This window comes from Bacillus sp. 103mf (genome assembly GCF_900116295.1).
Taxonomy (GTDB): Bacteria; Bacillota; Bacilli; order Bacillales; family Bacillaceae_G; genus Bacillus_A; species Bacillus_A bruguierae.
The window spans coordinates 79,359-104,973 of record NZ_FPAF01000009.1 but is presented as its reverse complement, the minus strand read 5'-3'; the positions used below and the strand labels follow the sequence as shown (position 1 = coordinate 104,973).

The following is a 25,615-nucleotide window of genomic DNA, read 5'->3' as shown; positions in this document are numbered from 1 at the left end:
TTATCCCGCATTAACGTGCAGTAATACTCCCACCTCAAAATTCAGCGAAAGCAAAGAAGTTAGGTGGGAGATAAACTGCCCGTAAAAGCCCGATTGGTGAGGGCTGATAATCAGTGAGGGATAAAGCCCCCCACTGATTAAAGTTTCACTTTATGAAATCAATTCAATTGTTTCAATAATTTCAATGCTATCCTTCACAGATTGCACAATTGTACAATTTTTCATCGCAAGCTCTAATGCCTTTTCTAACTGTTCTTGCGTGATTCTTTCTGCCTTTATTTTATAGTGTAAATGGACACTCTCCAATGGTTTCGATAAAGTTTCGCTTCTTCTGATTTCCGTTTCCATTGTAAATTCATGATACGTAATACGTTTTTTTTCTAAAATCGTTCGAAATACAATTGCACTGCACCCTGCAATCGAAGCAATCAAAAGTTCTAATGGTGTATACCCATTCTCTTTTCCAATTTGCAATTCACCATATGGAAGCTTCGTTATGATTTCATCACGCTTGACTATTAGTTGCATATGTATTCTCCTTTTCCATTTGCACCTTTTGCTGTCTCTTTTTATTTATATAATAATATATGTAGCAAAAAATAATAAATGGAATGCCGCAATATAATGCCATGCGCTGTTCTGGGATGAAGGCTAAACTAATCACAACAATGCTGTTTAAAACAAGCGCTGCAATTGGCACAATTGGATACAATGGTGTCTTATATTTTAATTCTTCTAACTTGCCGCCGCTCTTTACATATTGTTGTCTAAATCGAATTTGTGAAAATGCGATAATAATCCAACTTGACACCGCAGATAACCCTGCAATAGATAGTAAATACATGTATACAGTACTTTCCGCGAATACGCTTGTTAATAACGATAGCGCTGCAATAATCATCGTTACAACTAATGCTGTAATCGGGATCCCTCTTTTATTCACCTTCTTAAAAGAAGTTGGTGCCATTCCCTCATTTGCTAACGACCATAAAATACGCGTTGCTGCATATAATCCAGAGTTTGCTACCGATAATAGAGCAGTGATAATAACAAAGTTCATAATATCCGCCGCATATGGAATACCAATTTTATCAAAGACAACAACAAACGGACTTTCAATAACTCCTGCTTCTTTCCAAGAAATTAATCCTACTAAAATCGTTATCGTTAAAATAAAGAACAACATAATACGCCACACTGTATTACGAATAGCACGTGGAATCGTTTTTTCCGGTTCCTTACTTTCACCTGCCGCAATTCCGATTAACTCTGTTCCTTGGAAGGAGAAGTTTACCGTGATCATTGTTAGTAACACAGCTCCAATTCCATGTGGAAATAACCCGCCATCATGTACGAAGTTAGAAAAAAGCAGTGCTGCTGCTTTTCCATCGTATGGTAAAAAACCAAGTAGTGCACTTCCACCAAGAAGAATAAATGCAATAATGGTAATTACTTTAATACTTGAAAACCAAAATTCTAATTCTGCATAGCTTTTTGCTGATACTGCATTTGAAATGAATAAAAGTCCTCCGAACACAAGGCACCATACCCAAACATTTACATCCGGAAACCATCTTTTCATCATTAAACCAATTGACGTTAACTCTAAACCAACCGTTACAGCCCAGCCTAGCCAATACAGCCACCCAATCATAAACCCTGTTCCAGGTCCGATAAATTTCGTCGCATATTTTTGAAACGATCCCGAAACGGGCATGGCAACTGTTAGTTCACCAAGGCAAAGCATCGTTAAATACATAATTAAACCACCGACTAAGTACGAAAGGATTGCTCCTCCTGGTCCTGCTTGATTAATTGTATATCCTGATCCGAGAAAGAAACCTGTTCCGATTACTCCTCCAAGTGCAATCATAAATAAATGTCTACTCTTCATTGTACGATGTAATTGCTCATTCGTTGTCTGATTCATCTTCTTCCTCCCCTTGCATACCCCTTTGAATTTTAAAATTTTCTGATAATAAAAAATATACAATAAAGCGTTTACAATTTCTATATAAAATTAAAATTTTTCTAAAAAAATAACTCTTGCATAAAATACAATGCAAGAGTCACCTACTTTCTAACCGTCTTGAAAAAAGAGACAAACTATAATTTACAATGAAATACATACAAGCGACGAGAAGAAAGATTGGAATCATATAGTTCACATTTTGACCATTTATAATTTGAGCATTATGCATTAATTCTGGTAATGAAATAACGACTGCCAACGATGTATCTTTTAAAAGAGATATAAACTGACTGACAAGCGGCGGCACCATACGTCGCAGCGCTTGCGGCAGAATAATGTGCTGAAGCGTTTGTACATACGTTAATCCAGAAGCACGCGCTGCTTCAATTTGCCCTTTCTCAATTGAGAATAAACCACTGCGAACAATTTCTGATATCATTGCTGCTTCAAATATCGTCAAAGCCACAATGGCCGCTGTTGTAATCTCTAATTTCAATCCAGCTTCTGGGAGCGCAAAATATGTAAAGAAAATAATTAATAACAGCGGTAAATTACGAATGATTTCAACAATACAAGCAAGTATTGTTGATACAACCGGTATTTTCGTATATCGCAACGTACCGATGACGCTACCAATGATAAAACTAAGGAAGATTGCAATAAGAGCGATTTCTAGCGTAACAAGTAATCCTTTTAATAAAAAAATAATATGATCTCCTGTATAAGCACCTCGAAAGTCCATCTACACAGCTCCTTTCGCCAAGTGTTTCTCTAAGAAGCGAACACCCATGCTAAGCGGAACAGTTAAAAGTAAATAAAACACACCAACAAATATATATACATCAAATGTGACAAATGTTCTTGTAGAGATTAAATCACCTTGGTACATTAAATCCGTCCCAGCAATAATCCCTAATATAGAAGAGTTTTTCACTAAATTTAGAAATTGATTACCTAGCGGCGGAATTACAATTTTTATCGCTTGTGGCAAAATAATATAATACATCGCTTGTACATATGTTAAACCAGAAGAACGTGCTGCTTCCATCTGCCCTTTCGGAACTGATAAAATTCCTGCACGAATTGCCTCTGTAATAAAAGCCGCTGTATATATCGTAAGTGCAGTTGTACCAGCAACAAATCCACTTAATGTAACACCGATTACCGGAAAAGCAAAATAAAAAGCAAATGCAACGAGGACTAAAGGGATATTCCGAATAAACTCTACATATGTTGCCCCAATCCAATTTAGAAGCCGAATTGGCGCAATTCGCATCACTGCGATGATGATGCCAAGAATAAAACTACCAATTAACGCGATCAAACTAGACAGTACTGTGTATTTGAATCCTTCTAAATACAAATCTAGATTATTTGAGAGAATCGAAAAATCGGGCACAAACGCTCCCCCTCTTTCTTCATAACAAGAGGATGATTATTTCTCATCCTCTTGTATCCTATATTTGTGGTATTACTCCGGCTTTTTCCCAATCCACTTTTCATATAATTTATTGTATTCACCGTTTGCTTGCATCTCTTTGAGTAACTCATTCATTACTTTCGTAAGCTCCGTTTCTCCTTTTCTCACCGCAATGCCATATGGTTCATCTGTGAATTTTTTTCCAACCACTTCATAGTTTGCGTCTTGCTTTTCCATACCATATAAAATGGCATTATCTGTTGTTAACACATCGCCTTGTCCTGCCTTCAATGCCGTAAATGCTTCACTATAGTTTTCAAATTCAAGCACAGTCGCTTCCGGTGCTTTGGCACGAATATTGTTCGTAGAAGTAGAACCTTTTACAGCTAACACTTTTACCCCTTTTTTCACGTCAGCTATATCTTTAATTCCACTTCCTTTTTTTACAAGCAAAGATTGCCCAGCTTTAAAATACACATCTGAGAAATCAACTTCTTTTTTGCGTTCCTCGGTAATTGTCATTGTCGCAATAATTGCGTCAATATCGCCGTTTTTCAGCATTGGGATGCGCGTTTTAGAAGTAACTTCTTTTAATTCTAATTTATTCTCATCGCCTAAAAATTTTTTCGCGAGTGCCTTTGCAACATCAATGTCAAATCCTTCTACCTTTCCTGTTGCTGGATTCTTTAATCCAAATAGATTCGTATCATACTTCACACCGACAACTAATTTTCCACGTTTCTTAATTTGATCAATAACAGTTTCTTTCTCATTTTTTACAGCTTCTTTTTCTTTCTTATTTCCACACCCAGCTACAACCAATACAAATAAACAGGCAAAAACGATAAGCGTAAACCACTTTTTCATTTTAATCATCAAATTCCTCCTTTAACGATTCAGCACACGACTTAAAAATAATCGGGCGCGTTCTTGCTTTGGATTTACAAAGAAATCAGCAGGCGAGGCCTCTTCCACAATTTCACCCTTGTCCATAAATAAAATGCGATCAGCTACCTCGCGGGCAAATCCCATCTCATGTGTAACAACAACCATCGTCATGCCTTCTTTTGCTAATGTTTTCATCACATCAAGTACCTCACCAATCATTTCAGGATCAAGCGCCGAAGTCGGTTCATCAAACAACATAATCTCCGGTTTCATCGCTAGTCCCCTTGCAATGGCAACGCGCTGTTGCTGTCCCCCTGATAGTTGGTGCGGATAGGCATTTACTTTATCCGTAATCCCTACTTTTTCTAAATAAAACATGGCAATTTTTTCTGCTTCTTCTTTCGGCTTTTTAAGTACTTTTATTGGGGCAAATGTAATATTTTGAAGCACCGTTTTATGAGGATATAAATAAAAATGTTGAAATACCATGCCGATACTTCGTCTTAATTGATTTATATCTTTCTTTCCCTCATGTATGTTGACACCATTTACAACCAATTCACCATTCGTGATCATCTCTAGTTGATTCATGCAGCGCAGCAACGTGCTTTTCCCTGAACCCGACGGGCCAACGACCACGACGACTTCCCCTTTTTCAATTTGCAAATTAATATTTTTTAAAACTTGAAAGTTGCCGTAATACTTGTTGACATCGCGAAAAACAATCAATCTACTCCCCTCCTTTACAACTCAAAAGGCCTGTATAGTTTTTTATATTCGAAAACATCTAAAAAAATAACTAGTAATCTTTTAGACAAAAAAAGAAGCAAAGAAATCACTTTCTTTGCTTCTTTCACTTCTTTTAGGAAACTTCTTCTTGTTTATCTTTTCCATATACCATTTCATTCCTAGTCCCTTTTCAATGTAATAAGCTGGATCACCACGAAATTCTCCTTTTTACAAATAATTTTCGGAATATATAAAAAATACAAAATATACACCTTATGAAATACAATATTATTCCGAGAAAATAAACACATTTTTGTATAAAAACACAAAAGGGATCTTAAATAATTCATCCAATCATATGTATTCAAATGAACCTCTCTATCCACTTCGATTTGAGTACATATAAGTCGCTGCGTTGCAGAATAACCATGACCGCGACTTGCTTTCTCCTTTTGTTTTATAGCAAAAAAGGCCCTGACTGTTACTATGCGCCGCCAGACGCTCTCGCTCACCTAAAGAAAAAAGGTTTTTTCGGTTTTGTGTTTATATAGTAAAAAAACTGACCTAAAACACTATAATAGTGCTTTAGGTCAGTTCTCATTTTACTTACCATTCAACAATTGCTTTTCTCGCAAGAATTCTCTTATAAATACCATTTGTTAATGTTTGAAAATACTCTGGCATTTCTTTACCGTTAAACTTTTTCATAATCGTTCCATATAAAGCAACATCTCGAAGGCGCATGAAAAGTGGTATCGTATCATATACAGAATCATCAAGAATATGCTCTGTCTCATATCCTTCTCTCAATACTTGCAACTGGTGACGTGCAAACATCGCCTTTTTTTCTTCTGACCAATCTTTTTGCAGGGCAGAATAATATAAAACCATTGCAATGTCATGTGCAAAATAATTGTACGTGGCATCATCAAAATCAAAAATGGTTAACTCCTCATTTTCATAGTGAAAATTCTTATGATGAATATCTCCGTGAATCAATCCAAATGTGTGATTTGTCACAGGTAAATTTTTAATTTCTGCTACAACTTCATACGCAATTTCCTGTAGTTCCTTATCTTCCTGTAACATATCAATAACAGTAATTTCATCTTCCATCCACGTAATACGATTCTCCGTCTTTGGATAATCCATCGTAAGTCGATGTAACTGCCCAATTGCTTTACCCCAAGCGTAAAAAAGCGTATCATTCCAAACAGCAGAATCTACATCTTTCACTCTTTCTCCTTTTGCATAGTCAAAAAGTGAAATGTAAAAAGATGTGCCATCAGTTGCTTGTAGACTTTCGACAAATAGAGCATTTTTTGATCGATGCGGCGCGGCTACCTTTGCACCATTTTTGCCGAGATATGCTAGAAAATCTAATTCGGCCTCAATTTGCTTATATGTACGATGAGATGAATGTGTCAAACGTAAAACATACGGTGTACGATCTTCTCCCTCGGCACGAAAAATATAATTTTCAAAATCCCCTAATGGTTCTTCCATAACCGTTACTCCGAAGCGCTTCGCTCCTTCTTGTAAAATTTCTTTTGTAAACACTTTTTCAACTGCTAATTCCATATGAACACTCCTCTCTTCTCTACATAATTCGCCATAAATCTTAAAATCACTGCTGAGAATTGAAAAAAGGAGTAGAACATTCTACTCCTTTTCCATTCCAATAATAAGGAATTTATATCGATAACAGCATTACCATTTCCCTTCCAATATAAGCGTATAAATACCCATGCTCATAACAAACAGCGCAACCCCTAACGTAATAATCCATAACGGAATTTTCAGTTTTTTCACTTTAAAATAAGCTCCGTACCCTTTATATTTAACAGAGCGATATACACTAATTCCCCCTACACAAATCATGAAAATGCTTAAAATATGTACGACATACGGCAAGCTCCCACCCCTTAAAAAAACCTCTTTATAAGATTATCACATCGCCCTTCTATTTACAGTAATTTCTAAATAATATTTATCATGAAAATAGCAAATAAAGTGAAACTTCCGTCAGTGGGGGTTTTCTTCATCCCCCACCTATCTTCTTTGCTTCTCTCTGAATCTTGAGGTGGGGGGCTTCTCTCCAGATATGATAAAATAATTTCGGTTTTCTTATTGAGCTACAGTGGCAGGTTAATGCAAGTTGTCGGGTAATCGGAGAGTGTGATTTCAGTGGCAAAAATGCTCTACAAATGTGGGGATCTGCTGTTCACAACGGAAGTGCCTAATGATGTCCACCTTCCTGTTTACACAGACAGGGAATGGATAGAAAAAATTGAAAGCCAAAACACCGGGCATGCACCTATAATCTTTTTTAGAATATGCTAAATCACATATAACCGAAGGGGGCTAGCTTATTATGTCTGAGCATTTTGGGTTTGTAGAAAAGTGCGATATAGTTCCAATCGAATTTCCCCCGCAGTACCAACCTCAACAGCCGGGTATTGAATCTTTGATGATTCCAAGACCTATCTCCGAAAATCCTAATTATTCTGGAAGCAACAAACTGTTGAACAAAGTCGCCATCATTACTGGGGGAGACAGCGGGATCGGCCGAGCTATCTCCATTGCTTTCGCAAAAGAAGGGGCAGATATTGTAATTGTTTATTTAAATGAGCATGGGGATGCATCCGAAACAAAAGACAGAGTGAACCAATTGGGCAGACAATGCCTGACAATTGCAGGTGATATTGGGGGTGCCGGATTTTGTCATTATGTCGTTAAAAAGACAATGGAAGCATTTGGCCATCTTGAAATCCTGGTCAATAATGCTGGAGAAGGACATGCACAAGCAAGTATAAGCGACATTTCAGCAGAGCAGCTCGAACGTACTTTTAAAACAAACATTTTTTCATATTTTTATTTAACACAAGCAGCCATGCCTTATTTAAAAAATGGAAGCTCTATTATCAATACGGCTTCACTCGCTGCATACAACGGACTTGAGCCCGCGATTGATTATGCCGCTTCCAAAGGAGCTGTCGTTGCATTTACCCGCTCGTTAGCATTATCAGTCATTAATCAAGGAATCCGGGTCAATGGCGTTGCTCCAGGGCCTGTATGGACCCCTCTTATCCCTTCAAGCGCTCCGCCGGAAATTTATGCAACATTTGGAAGTGACACACCAATGAAACGTACTGCACAACCTTTTGAACTGGCACCTGCCTATGTTTATTTGGCGTCGGACGACTCCTCATATATGACAGGACAAATGCTTCATGTAAACGGTGGAGTGATTATAAATGGATAAGATGAAACTTCCATGAGTGGAGGGTCTTCATCCTCTGCCTATCTTCTTCGCTTCTCTCTAAATCTTAAGGTGTGGAATCTTCCTGCCCGCGAATAGCGGGATAAAAAATAGATTATTCATCGAAAAATTGGCAAGAAAACTCCATCTTCAAAACGTGTAAGGCATAGCTAAGCTTAAGGTGGGATTGAACTGCCATTGCATTCGTAAAAATATTTTTGCATCAATACGAATGTATGTTCTTTTTTGTTGTTTTGTAGTATCATGAAGGAAAGAAGGAGGTGAACATGATGACAAAAGAAAAAGAATATGCAACCTATCAAATTTGGATCAAGAAAGGTCATAAGTTATACTCTTATTTCCTAGCAATGTGTCAAAACGCAAAAAATCTCTACAATACAACAAACTTCTATATTCGCCAAGTGTATACGGCCTTACGTACTGATAAGCCATTACAGCCACTTCAACAAGAAGTTCTTCATACATTACAAGCACATATTGAAATTATGAATGAAAATCAACTGCATGCATACCAAAAACGCATGCAAAAACAAAAAGAAAAACCTGTTAAAGAACAGAAAGATATAAAATGTAACTTGTTTACCTTCCCGACAAAAGAGAAATCGTTCCTATCGTATCATTTCTTAGATTGTTTGTTTAAAACAATGAAACAACAAGATTATATGAACTTGCCAGCGCAAACGAATCAAGCGGTTATGAAGAAGTTATATCAAAATTGGAAATCATTTTTTGCATCCATTGAGGCATACAAGAAACATCCTTCCAATTTTACCGGCAAACCCCATATTCCAAAATACACCAAATCATCTATGAAAGAAATTGTATTCACGAATCAAGTGTGTAAACTCCAAGATAAGTACATTCGTTTTCCTAAAACAAGCATGAAATTAAACATCGGTAAATTGTTCGGACATATCAACAATCTAAAAGAGATACGTGTTTCTCCTGCTTACGGAAAGTTTAAAGTAGAAATTGTAGCAGAAAAATCTGAGCCAGCACCTGAGCAGGTGGATAACCATCGCTACATAAGTATTGATTTAGGGATTCATAACATTGCAACTATCACAACGAATACAGGGGCTACTCCTGTGTTAGTAAAGGGCAATGTAATCAAAAGTATGAATCAATACTACAACAAGAAAAAGGCTCATTTACTGGGTATTCTTCGTCATGGAAAAGAACCAAAAGAAGGACCACACACATCAAAGCGTTTAGAGAGACTTCATGAGAAACGGTTTCTCAAAATAAAAGATTTCTTTCACAAAATCAGTTATCACATTGTTCACTTCGCAGTTCAACATGAGATTTCTATGATTGTGATTGGGAAAAATACATCATGGAAACAAAACAGTGATATGGGAAAACGACAGAATCAATCCTTCTGCCATATCCCACACAATCTCCTCATTGAAGTGATCACCTATAAAGCAAAACGAAAAGGTATTATTGTACAAGTCGTGGAAGAATCGTATACAAGTAAAGCATCCTTTCTAGACAATGATGCGATCCCCACTTACGGTGAGAAAGACATTCCTGTATTCAGTGGAAAACGGATCACACGTGGCTTGTATCGCACGAAAGAAAACAAATTACTGAACGCAGATGTGAATGGTGCCTATAACATATTAAAAAAAGCAGTTCCAAAGGCGTTTGCCGATGGAATAGAGGGGGTGTGCCATCAGGCAGCTGTGTCAACTCCACTCGTGTTAAGCATCTCTTGAAGGTGATACACGAGAAACCCCCACTTCAAGATCCGAATGAGATAAGTGGCGGGAGTTTTCATTCTAATGTGAGTAAATAGTTAATTAACGCATCTTGCTCTTGTTTTGAAAAACCTGTAGAAGAATCTACCCAATATTCATGTCCTTCTCCCGTAATATGTGCATCTTGTAAATCCTTTGAATTTTTGTTTGCTTCGATTACTTTTCTTCTCAAGTTTTGATTAATTAATGCTCGTAAGCTGTTAAACGGATTAGGTTCAATTCCTTTTGATACTGTTCCTGTCATACCTAGTTCACTCTCCACGTTTTGGCCAACCGCAACACCTCCATCATGTAAATACGGCGCTCCCCAATAAAGCCCTAACAAACTTGGAACTTTATAACCACCAGGTGAACCATTTAACATATACGCTAAGTTAATCTTCTCTTTATCTAATGAATAGGCTGGAACTTTTAACAATTTTGCCCCTTTTGGTACAGGTACAGGTGTATCCGGTGAATAAATAATAGGCTCTGCTAAGTCTTTACCTATTGCTTCAAATGCTTTTGCTCTTGATGGCTCGGTCTTAATTTCATTAACTGGAATAATCCTATTATTTGTGTAGATTTGTCCTGCATGACAAGTAATACAACCTGCACGTGCAAAAACGTTCTTCCCCTTTTTCATCGTCTTATCATCAACAGATAATGGTGGTTTTGGGGAAACGAATGTATTTTGTAATGCAGACATTCCATTATTTTGCTCCATAACCCGATAGCCAGGAGAATTTGATAATAAACCATTTGGAGAGATTAAAGACGGCCTTGGAAATGTCGGAAGCGCAATTAACTCATTTACTCCTGGTACCCCTGGAGTAGGGTCTACTGAAGCAAAGAACTCAGATGGTTTCTTTCCAATTTTAGGATCATATCGATATTTTAGATTCGCTGCATTTTGTAACATTGTTCCTAAATAAACTTCCTTGTCGATTTTGAAAAGGAATGGACTAGCATGTGCTAATGTCGTTAAATCTGATCCTTGAATATTTACAGCACTATTAATTACACTTAGTCCTTTAAATGGACCAGCTTGTGCAAATCCATTCCACCCATAAGGATGATCTCCAAATGTAAAAGAATCTGGAATTTGTGTTGGATTATTCACCAAATCACTACTCGCATCAAAGTTTCCGCTTGGCCATTTTAATAAAGTACGATCTACAGCCTCCTCTATCATCTCTGGATCAGGAAGCGGAGCTTTTTTTCCATCAGAAGTTACTACTGTTCGTCCTAAATCTTTTATATAGTTTTGTAATGACTTAATTTCTGCACGAGAAAAATAAGCTGTCGAATTTGTTCCTAGTGCTAAAATGAGACCGCCATTAAAATCATTATTTGCAGCACCTTCAATAACTTGTTTTGTATCTCTAGTTACCGTTGCATGGCATGCGGCACAGCTTACTCCTATCTTCTCTCTTCCTTCAGACTTAATAATAGGCATTCCTAATACTTCATTAGAACCTCTTGCAACATCTAAGCCAGTATCAACCTTTGTTCCTTTTTCAAACGTTTCATCTCCTATTTTCACAGTTTTTGCCAGTTCAACACGTAAATTTGTTGTCCCTTTTCCATGTAAGTCGTGAATTGCTTTTTTAATATTTTCTAAAGTTAACGCACCATTTAAAATACCCATTATGTCTGTAAGAAACACTTCATTTCCAAATGTTTCTTCATAAAAAGACTCTCTCCCCAAATTTAATAAATTCTTGTCAATTTTCACTGCTCCGTTTTGTGGTGATAATAAAGCTTTGCCTTCTTTCGTTTTCAACAACTCATTCGCCTTTTTTTGCGAAATCGTTTGTCCCCAAATATCATAGGCTGGTTGATTTCCCTCAGTTCCGTAATGATTTGGTTTGTTCTTTACAATTTGATCTTCAGAAGGAATATAAGCATATGTTGGTTTTGAAAAGTTAAAAAGGACAATACATACAAACATTATCCCCAAAGCAAGAGATCTAGCCGACTTTCTATTTTCCATTTACTTTCCTCCATGTTCATCAAAAAATATTACAAATACTCTGTAGCAACCTTAATATTCCCTGTAAAAAAAGAAATACATACAAAACCATACTTTCATCGCTATAAATATTTAATCACTAATACGAATTTTCATAAAAAAATATATACATTTCTCTTCCCTTTCTAAAAAACATGTAGTATACTTACTTCAAAATCAGAGGAGAAAGGGAGCAAAGGACTATGCTTACAAATACAACTGTAGTTACATTTGCACAAAAACATCATCATCATACGTAAACCCTTGAAACCTAGCGGAAAAATTCACGCGTAGGTACAAGGGTTATTCCCGTTGTACCTACGTTAGGCAAAGAGCCATGTAGGTATTTTTTATCTACATGGCTCTTTTTTATTTCCAAAAAACACTAGGTACAATAAATCATAAAACAAAAAAACTATCATCAAAAGGAGTTAGACGATCATGGACACAAAAAAATGGGGTTTATGGATTTTAACAGCATTCGTTGTTGGAAATATGGTTGGCGGCGGCGTGTTTATGCTTCCGGCAAATTTAGCGCAAGTATCAGGACCAATGGGGTCCACGCTTGCATGGACAATTACGGGGCTTGGTGTATTCATGATTGCGCTCGTGTTTGGAAACTTAGCAATGCGAAAACCAAATTTAAAAGCAGGTCCGCAAAGCTATGCGCAAGCAATGTTCACTTCACCAAAAGCTGGGAAAGTTGCTGGTTATAGCATGGCTTGGGGTTACTGGGCTGCAAACTGGGCTGCAACAGCTTCTGTTATTATTTCATTTGCAGGATATTTATCTACATTTTTCCCAGTTCTGCAAAGTAAACAAGTTTTATTCACGACAAATGGTTTCTCATTAGAACTAGGAAAAGCCTTAACATTTGCTGTATGTAGTATTATGCTATGGGGCATTCAATATATTCTTTCTCAAAATATTGATCGTGCTGGTAATATGAACTTACTTGCAACAGTTGCAAAAATTATTGGATTTACGATGTTTATTATCATTACATTATTCATTTTTAATGCAGCGAATTTCGGCGATGGTCAAACCTTTATGAATGAGGCTGGGAAATCCATTCCATTAGGCGGACAAATCAACGCTGCTGCCATCTCAACACTTTGGGCGTTTATTGGTATTGAATCAGCTGTTATGCTTTCAAACCGTGCAAAATCACAGCGCGATGTAAAAAAAGCAACGATTTTCGGATTAGTAATTGCGCTTCTTATTTATGTATCAATTACATTGTTAACAATGGGTGCTCTTCCGCAAGATGCGCTAAAAGGATCACAAAAACCATTGGTTGATGCATTGAATATGGCTATCGGTAATAAAGGTGCATACATTATGGCATTTCTAGCACTTGTCTCTCTATTCGGTTCTACAGTAGGTTGGATCGTTGTAAGTGCAGAAGTTCCGTATCAAGCAGCAAAAGGCGGACTATTCCCTGCTTTCTTTGGAAAAACAAATAAAAAAGGAAGTCCGAAAAACTCATTATTATTAACAAATGTTATGACGCAAATATTCTTATTCTCTACTATTTCTGGGTCAGTATCAGAAGCGTATAACTTTGCAATTGTTGTCGCTACGCTTGCTTATTTAATTCCATATCTTGTTTCAACGTTGTATCAATTAAAACTCATTATTACTGGTGAAACATATAACAACATGCAAGGCTCTCGCAAATTGGACGGAGTCATCACAGTACTTGCTCTTATTTATTCCATTTGGGTTATCAAAACAGGGACAGCTGATATAAAAACTTTCTTACTAGGAATAGGATTATTCGTAATTGGATTAGTTCTTTATCCATTTATCATGAAAAATACCGCTGAAAAGAACATAGAAACACTTGATACAAAAATTAGTTAAATTCAAAAACACTAGCCCTTTACGGAGCTAGTGTTTTTCAGTTAAAATTCATTTTTTAATTCTGATACTGTTAACAGTTTCGTATATTGAACTACCCCCGCCTATCTTCTTTAGAAAAGTGGAAGCGGCTCGCTCAGAAGCGTAGGACGCCCACGCCCCTGACAAAGAGGCGCTTTTTGCCTCGTCGGAGGGGGCGAAACGACCGGAGATTCTAGCCGCTAGAGCTGGACAACGTTTCTCGCTGAATCTTGAGGTGGGGATCTTACTGCCCGCAAATAGCGGGATAAAAGTTAATAGGTACACAAAACCTGTATATGAATTCATCTTAAATGATGAATATTTTTCAAAGGAATTGCAAAAATAACATTATATTTGGTTCTGGCGCAAATCTCGAATGTTTTCAAAATATACATAAAAATACAGTGTAAATACCGAACAATCTAGACGATTCTTATTATGAAAGTTCATCATAAAGAATTTAATTACGAAAGAAGCAGACGTATTTATTAGGTAATATTCATTTCGATTTTGCTATTTAATTCTTTTTGTACCAGAACTGAAAAAAAGAACAACAACTATTAAAATAAGTACATTTGCTTAGAATAATTTAGTAAATTAAGATTCTTTTTTATTCTGTTTCAAAGGGGAGACGGTCATGCTTCGAAGAAATTCTCCAATAAAGTCAAAAAATAGATCGCTCTTATCTCCAAAAAAGGAGATTCAAAAATATTCCCAACCTCTTTTTTCGGATTTAGAACAAAATCTCCATTTTTTTCAAATGATTTTTACCGATTGTTCAGATGTAATTTTCCGTTCCTTTTTAATTGGGAATCAAATCAAAGCTGTTTTGATTTATATTGAAGGCTTATCTGACCTTGAAGAAATGGATAAAAATCTCCTTTCTCCTCTAATGCAGAATATAACCGAACAAAAAGACATTATAAATCAATTAAAGAAAAGCAAAATTGCGGTAGCCAGTATACAAGAAGTGGATACCGTCCATGAAGGGATAGAATCGATTCTGCAAGGAAATCCCCTTCTTTTAATAGAGGGAGAGAAACAGGCTCTTTCTTTAGGGTTGTCTAAATGGGAGAAACGGTCAATTGAAGAACCGGTTGCAGAAGGGGTGATACAAGGGCCAAGATCCGGTTTTGTGGAGACTTTAAGAATCAACACATCCCTCTTGCGTAGAAAAATTAAAAGTCCAGATTTGAAATTGAAATCGATGAAAATCGGGCGCTATACGCAAACAGATGTGGTGATTGCTTACATTGAAGGACTTGTAGACCAAACGCTTCTTGAAGAGGTTCAAAACCGGCTACAACGAATCGAACTGGATGGAGTACTGGAAAGCGGATATATCGAAGAATTGATTGAGGACAATTCTTTTTCGCCATTCCCTCAAATCCTCAATACAGAACGCCCGGATGTTACAGCTGCAAATCTTTTGGAAGGAAGAGTAGCTGTCATGATAGATGAGACACCTTTTGTTTTGATTTTGCCTGTCACGTTTTTTTCGTTGCTTCAGGCTCCGGAGGACTATTATCAACGATTTCTTATAAGTACTTGTATTCGATGGATGCGCTATTTATTTATTGGGATGTCTCTTCTGGGTCCCTCCATATATGTAGCCATCATGACGTTTCATCAAGAAATGGTTCCAAACATGCTGTTAAATAGTATTGTCGCATCACGTGAACCTGTTCCTTTCCCGACAATCGTAGAAGCTTTTATCATGGAACTTACATTCGAAGCATTACGTGAGGCAGGAGTCCGGCTTCCGAAACAAGTTGGGGCTGCTGTTAGTATTGTAGGTGCTTTAGTAATTGGTGAAGCTGCTGTCCAAGCTGGTTTGGTTTCCGAAATCATGGTCATCGTGGTGGCCATCACCGGTATCTCCTCCTTCATGATTCCGCGTTATGTTCAAGGGACAGCATTTAGGATGCTTCGTTTCCCTTTAATGTTCGCTGCTGGAACGCTTGGATTACTTGGAATTATGTTCGGGATAATTGCGATTAGTATCCATTTGTGTTGCTTGCGCTCCTTTGGAGTTCCCTATCTGAGTCCGATTGCTCCCGTAAAAGTGCGCGGTTTGAAAGATGTGTTATTCCGGGCGCCTTGGTGGATGATCAGTCCTCGTTCCCATTTAACAGGAGAATACGATTCTGACCGACAATCTTCCAATCAGAAGCTTGATCCATCAAAGGGAGGTGAATAAACATGTTGGAGAAAGGAAAGATTTCTGCCATTCAAATGGGGCTCATAGCGTATCCTATGATTTTAGGAACCACTGTTCTGGCCGTTCCTACAATTATGGGCAGGGAGGCAGAACGGGATATGTGGATTTCCCCTATTTTTGCTTCATCCATGGGCTTTCTTTCAGTGTTTCTTGCTTACCGGCTTAACAAGATCTATCCCGACGAGACGTTTATTCAATACAGCGAACAAATTATAGGACGCTTTCTTGGAAAGTTTATTAGTTTTTTTTACCTGTTCTTCTTACTGGAGAATATCGGTAATTTTCTACGGCAATATGCAGAGTTCACAGTGGGGGCTATTCTCCCGCAAACACCACGTATTGTTATCATTTCCTGTCTTACCTTGCTTTGTGCCTTTGTAGTTTATGGAGGGATAGAAATATTGGGCAGACTAGCTCAACTTTATATCCCATTATTTATTGTTCCTTTATTCATTATGCTTCTTCTTCTTCTGCAGGACTTTGAGACCAAAAATATGTTTCCCATCATGATGCATGGGATCAAGCCTTCTATATCGGGAGCGATTATCCCAGGGTTAGGTTGGTTTACAGAGTTTTTCGTCATTTCATTTTTATTACCTTTCTTAACAGATAGGGAGAAGGGAAAGAAATGGGGCATGATCTCTGTTTTGGCAGTTACACTCACGATGGTAGTAATCAACCTTACCGTCCTTTTCTTATTTGGAGGAAAAATGACCAGTAACTACCTTTATCCGGTGTTTGAGGCAGCTCGATATATCAATATTAGCGATTTTTTTGAAAACCTAGAAGCCATCGTTATGGTGGTTTGGGTAACGGGGATTTTCCTTAAAATATCGGTTTTCTACTATGCTCTTGCATTAGGTACTGCTCAATGGTTAAATTTGTCTGATTATCGTCCTGTTGTCTTTCCTTACGGTTTGCTTATGGTCGTGTTCGGCATATGGGCACACCCTAATATACCGGAAATGAGTCAGTTTTATAAATTGGTAAGCCCACTTTATAAACCGCTTTTCCTCCTTGTAATTCCATCATGCCTCCTGTTTCTGGCTATGGTTCGTCAGAAACATAACAAAAAGAAGGGAGAGCACCAACAGTGAAACGTTATGTGCCTATTAGCAGAAAAAAATCACTCTTAGTTCTTCTCGTTTTTATATGTCTTCTTCCACTCACAGGTTGTTGGGATCGAATAGAAACAACTGAGATGGCAATTGTATTAACAACAACCATTGATAAAAGCAAAGATCAGACTAAAGTGTCGGTTCAGGTCTTAATTCCTAAAGGGGAGAAGAGTGCCGGACAAGCTAAAGCAGGGGGAGACGATAAATCGACTATAGTGAGAACCGCATTGGGTAAAAATGTTTCGGATGCTATGTCAAAAATTCAAGCGAAAACCCCCCGTGAGCTCTTCTGGGGGCAATGCAGAGTTTATATTTTTGGGGAACAGGCTGCGAAAGAGGGCCTTCATGATGAAATAGATTTCTTTGTACGTCACCCAGAACCCCGGAATCGTTCATATTTATTTGTCAGTGAAGGGGATGCAGCTCATCTTTTAACACTTCAGTCTCCGCTTGAGGGATATATAGGGAAGTCCCTACGGAAACTTGTGGATGAACGAATGGGTCCAGTTGTCACTTTAAAAGATTTTCAACAAATGGTTACGGGAGAGGCGGGGGGAGCTATTCTTCCTTACATTAATACTAAAAATTTGGAACAGATTGAAGAAAAGGAAACACTTGGTTCTATCCTTGAAACATCTATTTTTAAGAAAGACAAAATGATTGGAAAAATTAATCCAGAAATGACAAAAGGGCTCCTTTGGTTAAGAAATGAAATTCTAGAAGCGGTCGTGGCAGTGAAACCTCAGGGGGAAAAAGAGACCATAACGATGGAACTCACTCAAGAACATACAGATATAGCTCCTAAAATTGAAAATAATAAATGGAAAATAACAGCAAATATTAGAACTGAAGGAAGTATCGTAGAGAACGCTACTAATTTAGATGTTATGAAACCAGAAATAAATAAAATGATTCAAAAAAAATTGGCAAAGGCTATTCAACAACGGCTTAATCAGACTTTAGAAAAGGTACAGAAAGAAATGAAAGCGGATGTTTTTCACTTTGCAGAAGCCTTTGAACGAAAATATCCGGACAAGTGGGATAAAGTGAAGGATAGGTGGGATGAGATTTTTCCACAAGTGGAAGTTGGCATTGATATCAAAGCTTATGTGCGGAGGCCGGGATTAGGAACGAGACCTGGAGGTTTGCCTAAACAAGAGGGGGAAAAGAAATGAAGATAGGACCAATAGTTGGTATTACATTCTTAGTGTGCCTTATGGCTCTCTATCAGTGGCCGAAAATGAATCGTTATCCAAAAAAGGATAAATTCGTTTTTGTTTCTTTGACAGCGATTGGATGGATTCTGGCTATACTGCTCAATCACTTTCCTGATATGCCAGGTCCTAACAAATTGATTCAAATTATTTTCGAACCGCTTGAAAAGATGGTACCAAAATAAAGAAAATCGAGAAGGTTGATTCTGGTGCAAAGATAAATTGATAAGAAAATAGGACCTATATTACCTACTAATTTGTGAGTTATGATGCGATTCCAAATAACTTATGTATTGATCCAACCTCATTTTGAGCAGCCTTCACCCTTGGGTGAAATTTCCTTTTTATCATATACCTGGAACGGACTCGCTGTTTTTATATTTATTTCATAAAAATTAATCTCTTTATTTCTAAACAAATACCACCTTATTTGTTCTAAAAGGTGGTACTCCTTTACAATAGTTTGCAATTTCCCTTACAATTTCCCTTTTCTGCACAAAAAATTCTTAATAACCGTAGCCATATAAAGTGAAACTTCCATCAGTGGGGGTTTTTTCATCCCCCACTGATGGAAAGCCCACTCAATCGGGCTTTTATTGGCAGTTATCCGCCACCTATCTTCTTCGCTTCTCTCTCATTCTTGAGGTGGGGGTCTTACTGCCCACGAATATCAGGATAAATAAGGCGGACCTTGGCATAGGTAAGGGGGTGGATAAGGATATCCATCCCCCCACCAATAGGACGACTTATACCATTCATCAAATTCTCTCCTTTTTAAAACGAAAAGTTCCGATAATTAAGAAGCGTAGGCTATAATATTTCATATTTGTTTAATGTAAATAAAACCTTTTATAATAAGGATATAACTAATCAGAAAAAGGTGACATTCCTACCAATGAAAAATCGTGTTCTTCAATTACTATTCGTTGTTGCAGTTTCAACTATTATACTAATAGTATTAAACAGATCATCTATATCGTTATACACCTTCGTTGGATCACTATTCTTTATTACAGCTGCTGGCATTGCTTTCATCATCTTTATTGAAAATCGCTCCCCACAAAGTACGTTAGCTTGGTTTTTAGTATTAGCCATTCTCCCTATTTTTGGCGTATTTTTGTATGCTTTATTTGGCCGAAGCAGATGGCGCCGAAAAAAACATTTACATCGTGCTGAAGAGCAAAGAAAGTTGTTCCGTGAAATTTTAGAAGGAAGACGATTGAAACAGGCAATACCATCGTCTCTAAATGAACACTCTGCCCATTTGACTACAATCATTCAAAAGTTTGGCGGGGGCCCTATTGCAGATGAAACGGCAACGAAATTATTAACAAACGGAGAAGAAACATTTACAGAAATCTTGTCCTCCATTCAAGAAGCAAAACATCACATTCATATTCAATATTACATTTACCGGGCTGATGAAATTGGCACAAAGATTCGGGATGCTTTAATTGAAAAAGCAAAAGCTGGTGTAACTGTCCGCTTTTTATTTGATGATCTCGGAAGCTATCCATTACGAAGCACCTTTTTGCAACCGATGAAGGATGCAGGAATTGAGGTAGTAGAATTTGACCCTGTCCTTTCTCCGTGGTTAATCGAAACTGTCAATTACCGTAATCACCGAAAAATCATTATTATTGACGGGAAAATTGGATTTACAGGTGGATTGAATGTTGGGGATGAATATCTTGGTCGTTCTAAGAAATTTCCAATTTGGCGAGATAGTCATTTAAAACTTGAAGGAAAAGCATTATACAAACTACAAGCCATCTTTCTAGAAGATTGGTTATACGCATGTAGTGGATTAAATAACTATTCTTGGGAACCTTTTATGAATAAAGAGTATTTTCCAAGATGGACGACTCAGGCAGAAGGTGCTGTCCAAATTGTCGCAAGTGGCCCGAGTGCAAATGACAAAACAATTCGAAATGCCCTATTAGCGGCAATGACATCAGCTAAACGGTCCATTTGGATTGCGACGCCATACTTTATTCCGGATCAAGAAACATTAACATTACTACGTTTAAGTGCAGTCGCTGGAATTGATGTCCGTATTCTGTATCCTGGCATAAGCGATAGCGTTATAAGCGACCAAGCTTCTCAATCTTACTTTGCTCCGTTATTGGAAGCAGGTGTTTCTATTTATCGTTATAAAGATGGATTTATGCATGCTAAAATTGTATTAATTGATGATGAAATTGCAACAATTGGTACAGCAAATATGGACATTCGTAGTTTTGAATTGAATTATGAATTAATCGCCATATTATACAACTCTCCGACTGTCCTTGATATTAAACGTGATTTCGAACAAGATTTTAAGGATTCTACAGAAATTCGCTGGGAAGTATTTCAAATAAGAAGTATTCGAAAAAGAATGCTTGAATCACTGATGCGACTTATTTCGCCACTTTTATAAAGTGAAACTTCCATCAGTGGGGGGGCCTTATCCCCCACTGATGGTTAGCCCGCCCAATCGGGCTTTTACCGGCAGTTACCCCCCACCTATCTTCTTTGCTTTCCTCTAAATCTTGAGGTGGGGGTCTTACTGTCCACGAATAGCGGGATAAGGGAACATCTTCCAAATTGGAAGATGTTTTTTCTTTGCTTCACTTATGAAAACACGTTATCATAAGAAGGATTGTTTACTTTATGAAAATAATGTTAGGTGGGAAATACATGTTAGAACAATTTCATATACATGAGGGATTAAAAGAGCAACTTGTAAATATTCATGAAACAAATAAACATGCAGCGGGCAACGCTGCTACTTTAATTGGAACAAAAATGTATAAAGCAGCAGATAGCAGTATTATTGAAGATGCAATTACTGCCCTACTTCTTGGCAAAAATGTTCTATTAAAAGGACCTACTGGAAGCGGTAAAACCGTTCTTGCTGAAACACTATCGTATCTTTTCCAAAAGCCAATGCATAGCATCAACTGCTCTGTTGATTTAGATGTAGAAGGCATTTTAGGGTACAACACATTAACAACAAAGGACGGTGCCTCTGAAGTTACTTTCGTGGATGGCCCGTTGATGAAAGCGATGAAAAATGGTCACTTCCTTTATATTGATGAAATTAACATGGCAAAACCAGAAACGCTTCCACTTCTTCACGGTGCACTCGACTACCGCAAAATGATTACAAACCCATTCACACAAGAAGTTGTGTATGGCAGTGATGAATATCGTGTAATTGCTGCGATTAACGAAGGCTATGTTGGAACAAGTGAACTAAATGAAGCGTTAAAAAACCGTTTCGTTATTATTGAAGTTCCTTATATTCAAGGTGAAACATTAAAAGAACTCCTATTAGCTGAATCCAAATTAAAGAATGCAGCAACGATCGAAAAGTTTGTAGCATTCGCTAGTGACTTGATGCCACTTGCTCGTGATGGTCGTGTAAGTGAAGAAGCTGCAAGTATTCGCGGTATTATCGATGCATGTGATTTAAGTGTATATATTCCAGTAATGCGTGCAATTGAACGAAGTATTATTGCAAAATTAAGCGATGAGACGGAACAAATGACGGTGCGTGAATTAGCAGAAAGCTATTTCTTTGAGGGATAATTCATGAGACAAATTTTTAGCGACAAAAAAATCGATGCGTCTCTGTTTCTGCAAATGGAAAATTTAATGTATGCCCTTCTAAAAGAAGAAAATGCATATTTGGAATATGGATATAAAGCATATTATGACGAAATCGAAAATAAAATTGTCATCAGTCATTTTTGGGATGACCGAAGCGAAATGGATAAAGTAATCGGCTTAAAAAGTGAAGTATATTTAAAAGCTCTTGGCTATAAACATCATTCCGATATGCAACTCATTCGTAATTATGCAAAAGAATTGCAGCAATCACCGCTTAGAAATTTTTTAACACAGTTATTCGTTCTATTAGAAGATTTACGAGTTGAAGAAATTGTGAAACAAGAGCGCCCTGGTACAAAACCAATTTTTGCACGCCGAAAAGAAATGTATCGGAACTATTTCAGCTCACAATACGAAATTAACCGTATCCGTAATTATCATGCTGATATGCTCATCTGTTTATGCTACTTAACATTAACGAGCGACAAATACGAAATGTTTAACAACGACTACTTTGAGCACATTGAAGCAATCTTACACGAAACATTCCAAACACGTACAACAGAAGATACGATGTATGTTGTCGAAAAAATTCGCTATCGTTTAGAAGAACTTTTAGAAAATGATATGATTAATAACTACTTTGGACTTGCGCCGCTCAATACTTCTGTCATTTTTGAGAAAATTGAAGAACGAGTAGATGAATTAGCAAATGATGATGTTCAAATTGTTGACGATGACGATAATAAAAGTAAAATAAATGAAAGTTTCTCAACTTGGCATCGTGAAAATAAAAACAATGAAAACGAAAACTTCTTACGCTTTGAATTAGAGAGCGGTACAAAGACAAATATGATGGGGGATACTGCCCGTGAATCTGAAGATAGTGATCAAGCACTCGCTTCTGTGCAAGGTACTTCACAAAAAAGTACTCAGTCGAATTTCGACGGTGCAGATGCTGAAGATACGAGAGCATCTCATGCTTCTAGCCAAAATGAAGGTGTATACGGGAAGTATAACGCCGGTGCCACGCATACTTGTAAAGAAGCTCGCAAACCAAATCATGATGAAAAGAAAGACTATCACGCTATAAAATCTGTCGTAAATAAAGATGTGAAAGAACTAAAGAAAATCATTGAAAAAACAATTGAAAATAAAACAAACGCAAATGCTGATAAATACTACGGAAGACTTCGTAAAAAGTTCTTACGTATTTATACAGAAAAACAACCACGTATGTTTTATAAAAAAGGACAAGAATCACAAGAACTTGACGTTGTCTTTCACCTGTTAGTTGACTGCTCTGGTTCGATGTATAACAAAATGGAAGAAACGAAAAAAAGCGTTGTTCTTTTCCATGAAGCTTTAAAATCGTTAAAAATTCCGCACGCTATTAGTGGATTTTGGGAAGATGCTTCTAGCGCCACACCCGAAAATAAACCAAACGTCATTCATGAAGTCGTAACGTATCAAAACTCAACGCTTCCAAGCATTGGTCCGGAAGTCATGCAACTTCGTGAAGAAGAAGATAACCGTGATGGATACATTATTCGTATCGTGTCAGAAAAACTTGCAAAACGTCCAGAAAAACATAAATTCCTACTCGTCTTTACAGATGGCGAACCGTCTGCATTAGATTATCAACAAGATGGTATTTTAGACACACATGAAGCTGTAAAACTTGCTCGTAAAAGCGGCATAGAAGTCATCGGAATCTTTATCGAAGAAGGCGAAGCAAAAGAAGCAACCTATCAGCTAATGAAAAATATTTACAACCACCACTTCTTAGTGGCGAATCATGCTGAAGATTTACGCTTGAAGATTAAACCGTTATTGAAGAAATTACTATTGAAAACGATTGAGTAGAAAACAGGAGCTGAGGTAAGCTCCTGTTTTTTTAGCCATTTTTTGTCGAGGAATCTTTATTTCGTGTCGAATCGCCGATATATTTTAATTTGCGCCGATATATGGTGAAAAGTGGTCGATATATTTGAAAAGTCGCCGGTAAAAAACGAAAATTTTTGGGGCATATTAAGAATCAGATATATATGAAAGGATGGTTCTCTCCCAAAATGGATGAACAATATACGGATGTTACAACTGCCAAAGCTAGACATCAATATGTCATTCCTGAGGAGTTTCCTGAAGGGCCTTACGGTTCTGCCTCTAACAAAAAGTTAGGAAAATCGAATCCTTGGGATAAAGATCAAAAAACACATAAAGCCTTTAGCTACGAATATGAAAAACAATTTGAAGAAACGGAGCAATAATATTAGAAAACTAATGTAGATATGCATGAAGTGAAATCTATATAAATCAAAATTAAAAGAACCATTCTTTTTAGATGGGCAAGAGCATCTGGCCGTGCATAGAAGCGGTTAGGGCCTTTTTCTGCCACATGCGCAGTGAAAACCATAGATATCAAGCGAGTGCAACTTCCTTTGTTTCTGCATCGCCGCAATCTTTATGTCAAAAAATTAAAATGGATTTATATAGGCTAAATTTAAACATGTTGACAAAAAGAGCCGATTCAATTCATTGAATCGGCTCTTTCGTATTAGCTAAGTACCATCTCAGCTTCTAATTTTTTTTTTAATTTTGCCAGCATATCAGCTGTCATTTTGTCTAAATCATAGTCTGCTTTAAAGCCCCACTCTTCTTTTGCTGCTGTTGCATCAATTGAATTTGGCCAGCTATCTGCAATTTTTTGACGAGCTGGATCAACAGCATAATCCATCGTGAATGTTGGAATGTGTTTACGAATAGATGCCGCAATTTGTTCTGGCTCGAAGCTCATCGCTGTAATGTTAAATGCATTGCGATGTTTTAGCTTACTTGGGTCTGCTTCCATTAAAGAAATGATAGCTTGCAATGCATCTGGCATGTACATCATATCCATGTATGTTCCTTCTGCAATGTAAGAAGTGTACGCACCTTTTTTAATTGCTTCATAATAAATTTCAACCGCATAGTCAGTTGTTCCTCCTCCAGGAGGCGCAACGTATGAAATTAAACCAGGGAAGCGGACACCGCGCGTATCTACACCAAACTTTTCATAGTAATAATCACATAAAAGTTCTCCAGCTACTTTGTTTACCCCATACATCGTAGTTGGACGCTGAATGGTGTCTTGCGGCGTATTATCTTTTGGCGTTGTCGGACCGAATGCACCAATTGAGCTTGGCGTGAAAAACTTACAGTTTAACTCGCGTGCCGCTTCTAACGCGTTTACAAGACCTCCCATATTTAAGTTCCAAGCAAATAGTGGATTTTTTTCTGCCGTTGCAGAAAGTAATGCTGCTAAATGAATGATTGTATCCACTTCATTACGCTTTGCAATATCATGTAATTTTTGACCATCAGTTACATCTAAAATTTCAAATGGGCCAGACTTTACAACTTCGCTATCTGTTTCACGAATATCTGTTGCAACAACGTTTGATGCACCGTATACATCACGAAGTTTCATTACAAGTTCAGAACCAATTTGACCTAAAGAACCGGTTACTAGAATTTTTTTCATTTTCCCCACT

Annotated in this window: 21 protein-coding genes; 11 read left to right on the top strand and 10 right to left on the bottom strand. The window is 37.4% G+C overall.

Annotated elements, in window-relative coordinates; translation table 11 throughout:
* Nucleotides 1-150 precede the first annotated feature (150 nt).
* The 8 genes from BM350_RS18335 to BM350_RS18300 all read right to left on the bottom strand — a co-directional run bounded on the left by BM350_RS18335 (nt 151) and on the right by BM350_RS18300 (nt 6,923).
* Nucleotides 151-528, bottom strand: coding sequence for an OsmC family protein (locus BM350_RS18335; RefSeq protein WP_090917505.1), 378 nt, complete (start codon nt 526-528; stop codon nt 151-153).
* Nucleotides 506-1,930, bottom strand: a complete 1,425-nt coding sequence (locus BM350_RS18330; protein ID WP_090917507.1) for an amino acid permease — start codon at nt 1,928-1,930, stop codon at nt 506-508. Before BM350_RS18330 ends, BM350_RS18335 begins: the two co-directional genes overlap by 23 nt.
* A gap of 139 nt (nt 1,931-2,069) precedes the next feature.
* Entirely contained in the window at nt 2,070-2,714 is a 645-nt protein-coding gene (locus BM350_RS18325; protein WP_090917509.1) for an amino acid ABC transporter permease, read from the bottom strand.
* The gene (locus BM350_RS18320) at nt 2,715-3,371 is read right to left on the bottom strand and encodes an amino acid ABC transporter permease (RefSeq protein WP_090917511.1); all 657 of its coding nucleotides are present in this window, start codon (nt 3,369-3,371) and stop codon (nt 2,715-2,717) included. It lies immediately after the preceding gene.
* 72 nt (nt 3,372-3,443) lie between these two features.
* The gene (locus BM350_RS18315) at nt 3,444-4,268 is read right to left on the bottom strand and encodes a glutamate ABC transporter substrate-binding protein (RefSeq protein ID WP_090917512.1); all 825 of its coding nucleotides are present in this window, start codon (nt 4,266-4,268) and stop codon (nt 3,444-3,446) included.
* Nucleotides 4,269-4,280: 12 nt separating this feature from the next.
* Nucleotides 4,281-5,009 carry an amino acid ABC transporter ATP-binding protein gene (locus BM350_RS18310; protein ID WP_090917514.1) on the bottom strand — a complete coding sequence of 243 codons (729 nt, stop codon included), beginning with the start codon at nt 5,007-5,009 and terminating at the stop codon, nt 4,281-4,283.
* 606 nt (nt 5,010-5,615) lie between these two features.
* Entirely contained in the window at nt 5,616-6,590 is a 975-nt protein-coding gene (locus BM350_RS18305) for a phosphotransferase enzyme family protein (protein ID WP_090917516.1), read from the bottom strand.
* Between the two features lie 129 nt (nt 6,591-6,719).
* Nucleotides 6,720-6,923 (bottom strand): hypothetical protein, encoded by a 204-nt coding sequence (locus tag BM350_RS18300; RefSeq protein WP_090917518.1) that lies wholly within the window; start codon nt 6,921-6,923, stop codon nt 6,720-6,722.
* A gap of 460 nt (nt 6,924-7,383) precedes the next feature.
* Here BM350_RS18300 and BM350_RS18295 point away from each other — a divergent pair, with 460 nt between their 5' ends.
* Both BM350_RS18295 and BM350_RS18290 read left to right on the top strand, forming a co-directional pair.
* Complete coding sequence (locus BM350_RS18295) at nt 7,384-8,274, top strand: SDR family oxidoreductase (protein ID WP_090917520.1); 891 nt, start codon at nt 7,384-7,386, stop codon at nt 8,272-8,274.
* A 287-nt stretch (nt 8,275-8,561) separates the two neighbouring features.
* Entirely contained in the window at nt 8,562-10,013 is a 1,452-nt protein-coding gene (locus BM350_RS18290) for an RNA-guided endonuclease InsQ/TnpB family protein (protein WP_090917522.1), read from the top strand.
* A gap of 58 nt (nt 10,014-10,071) precedes the next feature.
* Here BM350_RS18290 and BM350_RS18285 read toward each other — a convergent pair whose 3' ends face one another.
* Nucleotides 10,072-12,030, bottom strand: a complete 1,959-nt coding sequence (locus BM350_RS18285; RefSeq protein WP_090917524.1) for an electron transport protein — start codon at nt 12,028-12,030, stop codon at nt 10,072-10,074.
* A 459-nt stretch (nt 12,031-12,489) separates the two neighbouring features.
* Here BM350_RS18285 and BM350_RS18280 point away from each other — a divergent pair, with 459 nt between their 5' ends.
* From BM350_RS18280 to BM350_RS18240, 9 genes are all read left to right on the top strand, one after another.
* Nucleotides 12,490-13,914 carry an amino acid permease gene (locus BM350_RS18280; protein ID WP_090917526.1) on the top strand — a complete coding sequence of 475 codons (1,425 nt, stop codon included), beginning with the start codon at nt 12,490-12,492 and terminating at the stop codon, nt 13,912-13,914.
* Nucleotides 13,915-14,569: 655 nt separating this feature from the next.
* Nucleotides 14,570-16,132 (top strand): spore germination protein, encoded by a 1,563-nt coding sequence (locus BM350_RS18275; RefSeq protein ID WP_090917527.1) that lies wholly within the window; start codon nt 14,570-14,572, stop codon nt 16,130-16,132.
* 2 nt (nt 16,133-16,134) lie between these two features.
* The gene (locus tag BM350_RS18270) at nt 16,135-17,250 is read left to right on the top strand and encodes a GerAB/ArcD/ProY family transporter (RefSeq protein ID WP_170857736.1); all 1,116 of its coding nucleotides are present in this window, start codon (nt 16,135-16,137) and stop codon (nt 17,248-17,250) included.
* Nucleotides 17,247-18,446, top strand: a complete 1,200-nt coding sequence (locus BM350_RS18265; RefSeq protein WP_090917529.1) for a Ger(x)C family spore germination protein — start codon at nt 17,247-17,249, stop codon at nt 18,444-18,446. Before BM350_RS18270 ends, BM350_RS18265 begins: the two co-directional genes overlap by 4 nt.
* Nucleotides 18,443-18,670 (top strand): hypothetical protein, encoded by a 228-nt coding sequence (locus tag BM350_RS18260; protein ID WP_090917531.1) that lies wholly within the window; start codon nt 18,443-18,445, stop codon nt 18,668-18,670. The genes BM350_RS18265 and BM350_RS18260 overlap by 4 nt, the downstream gene beginning before the upstream one ends.
* Nucleotides 18,671-19,380: 710 nt before the next feature.
* Nucleotides 19,381-20,907: a cardiolipin synthase gene (locus BM350_RS18255; RefSeq protein ID WP_090917533.1), complete on the top strand. Its 1,527-nt coding sequence runs from the start codon at nt 19,381-19,383 to the stop codon at nt 20,905-20,907.
* Between the two features lie 260 nt (nt 20,908-21,167).
* The gene (locus tag BM350_RS18250) at nt 21,168-22,061 is read left to right on the top strand and encodes an ATP-binding protein (RefSeq protein ID WP_090917535.1); all 894 of its coding nucleotides are present in this window, start codon (nt 21,168-21,170) and stop codon (nt 22,059-22,061) included.
* Between the two features lie 3 nt (nt 22,062-22,064).
* Nucleotides 22,065-23,948, top strand: a complete 1,884-nt coding sequence (locus BM350_RS18245) for a vWA domain-containing protein (RefSeq protein ID WP_090917537.1) — start codon at nt 22,065-22,067, stop codon at nt 23,946-23,948.
* Between the two features lie 206 nt (nt 23,949-24,154).
* Nucleotides 24,155-24,352, top strand: coding sequence for a hypothetical protein (locus BM350_RS18240; protein WP_244548042.1), 198 nt, complete (start codon nt 24,155-24,157; stop codon nt 24,350-24,352).
* Between the two features lie 287 nt (nt 24,353-24,639).
* Here the strand turns inward: BM350_RS18240 and BM350_RS18235 are convergent, their stop codons facing one another.
* A complete protein-coding gene (locus BM350_RS18235) occupies nt 24,640-25,614 on the bottom strand; it encodes an L-threonine 3-dehydrogenase (protein ID WP_139207711.1) in 975 nt (324 codons plus the stop codon).
* Between the last annotated feature and the right edge of the window lies 1 nt (nt 25,615).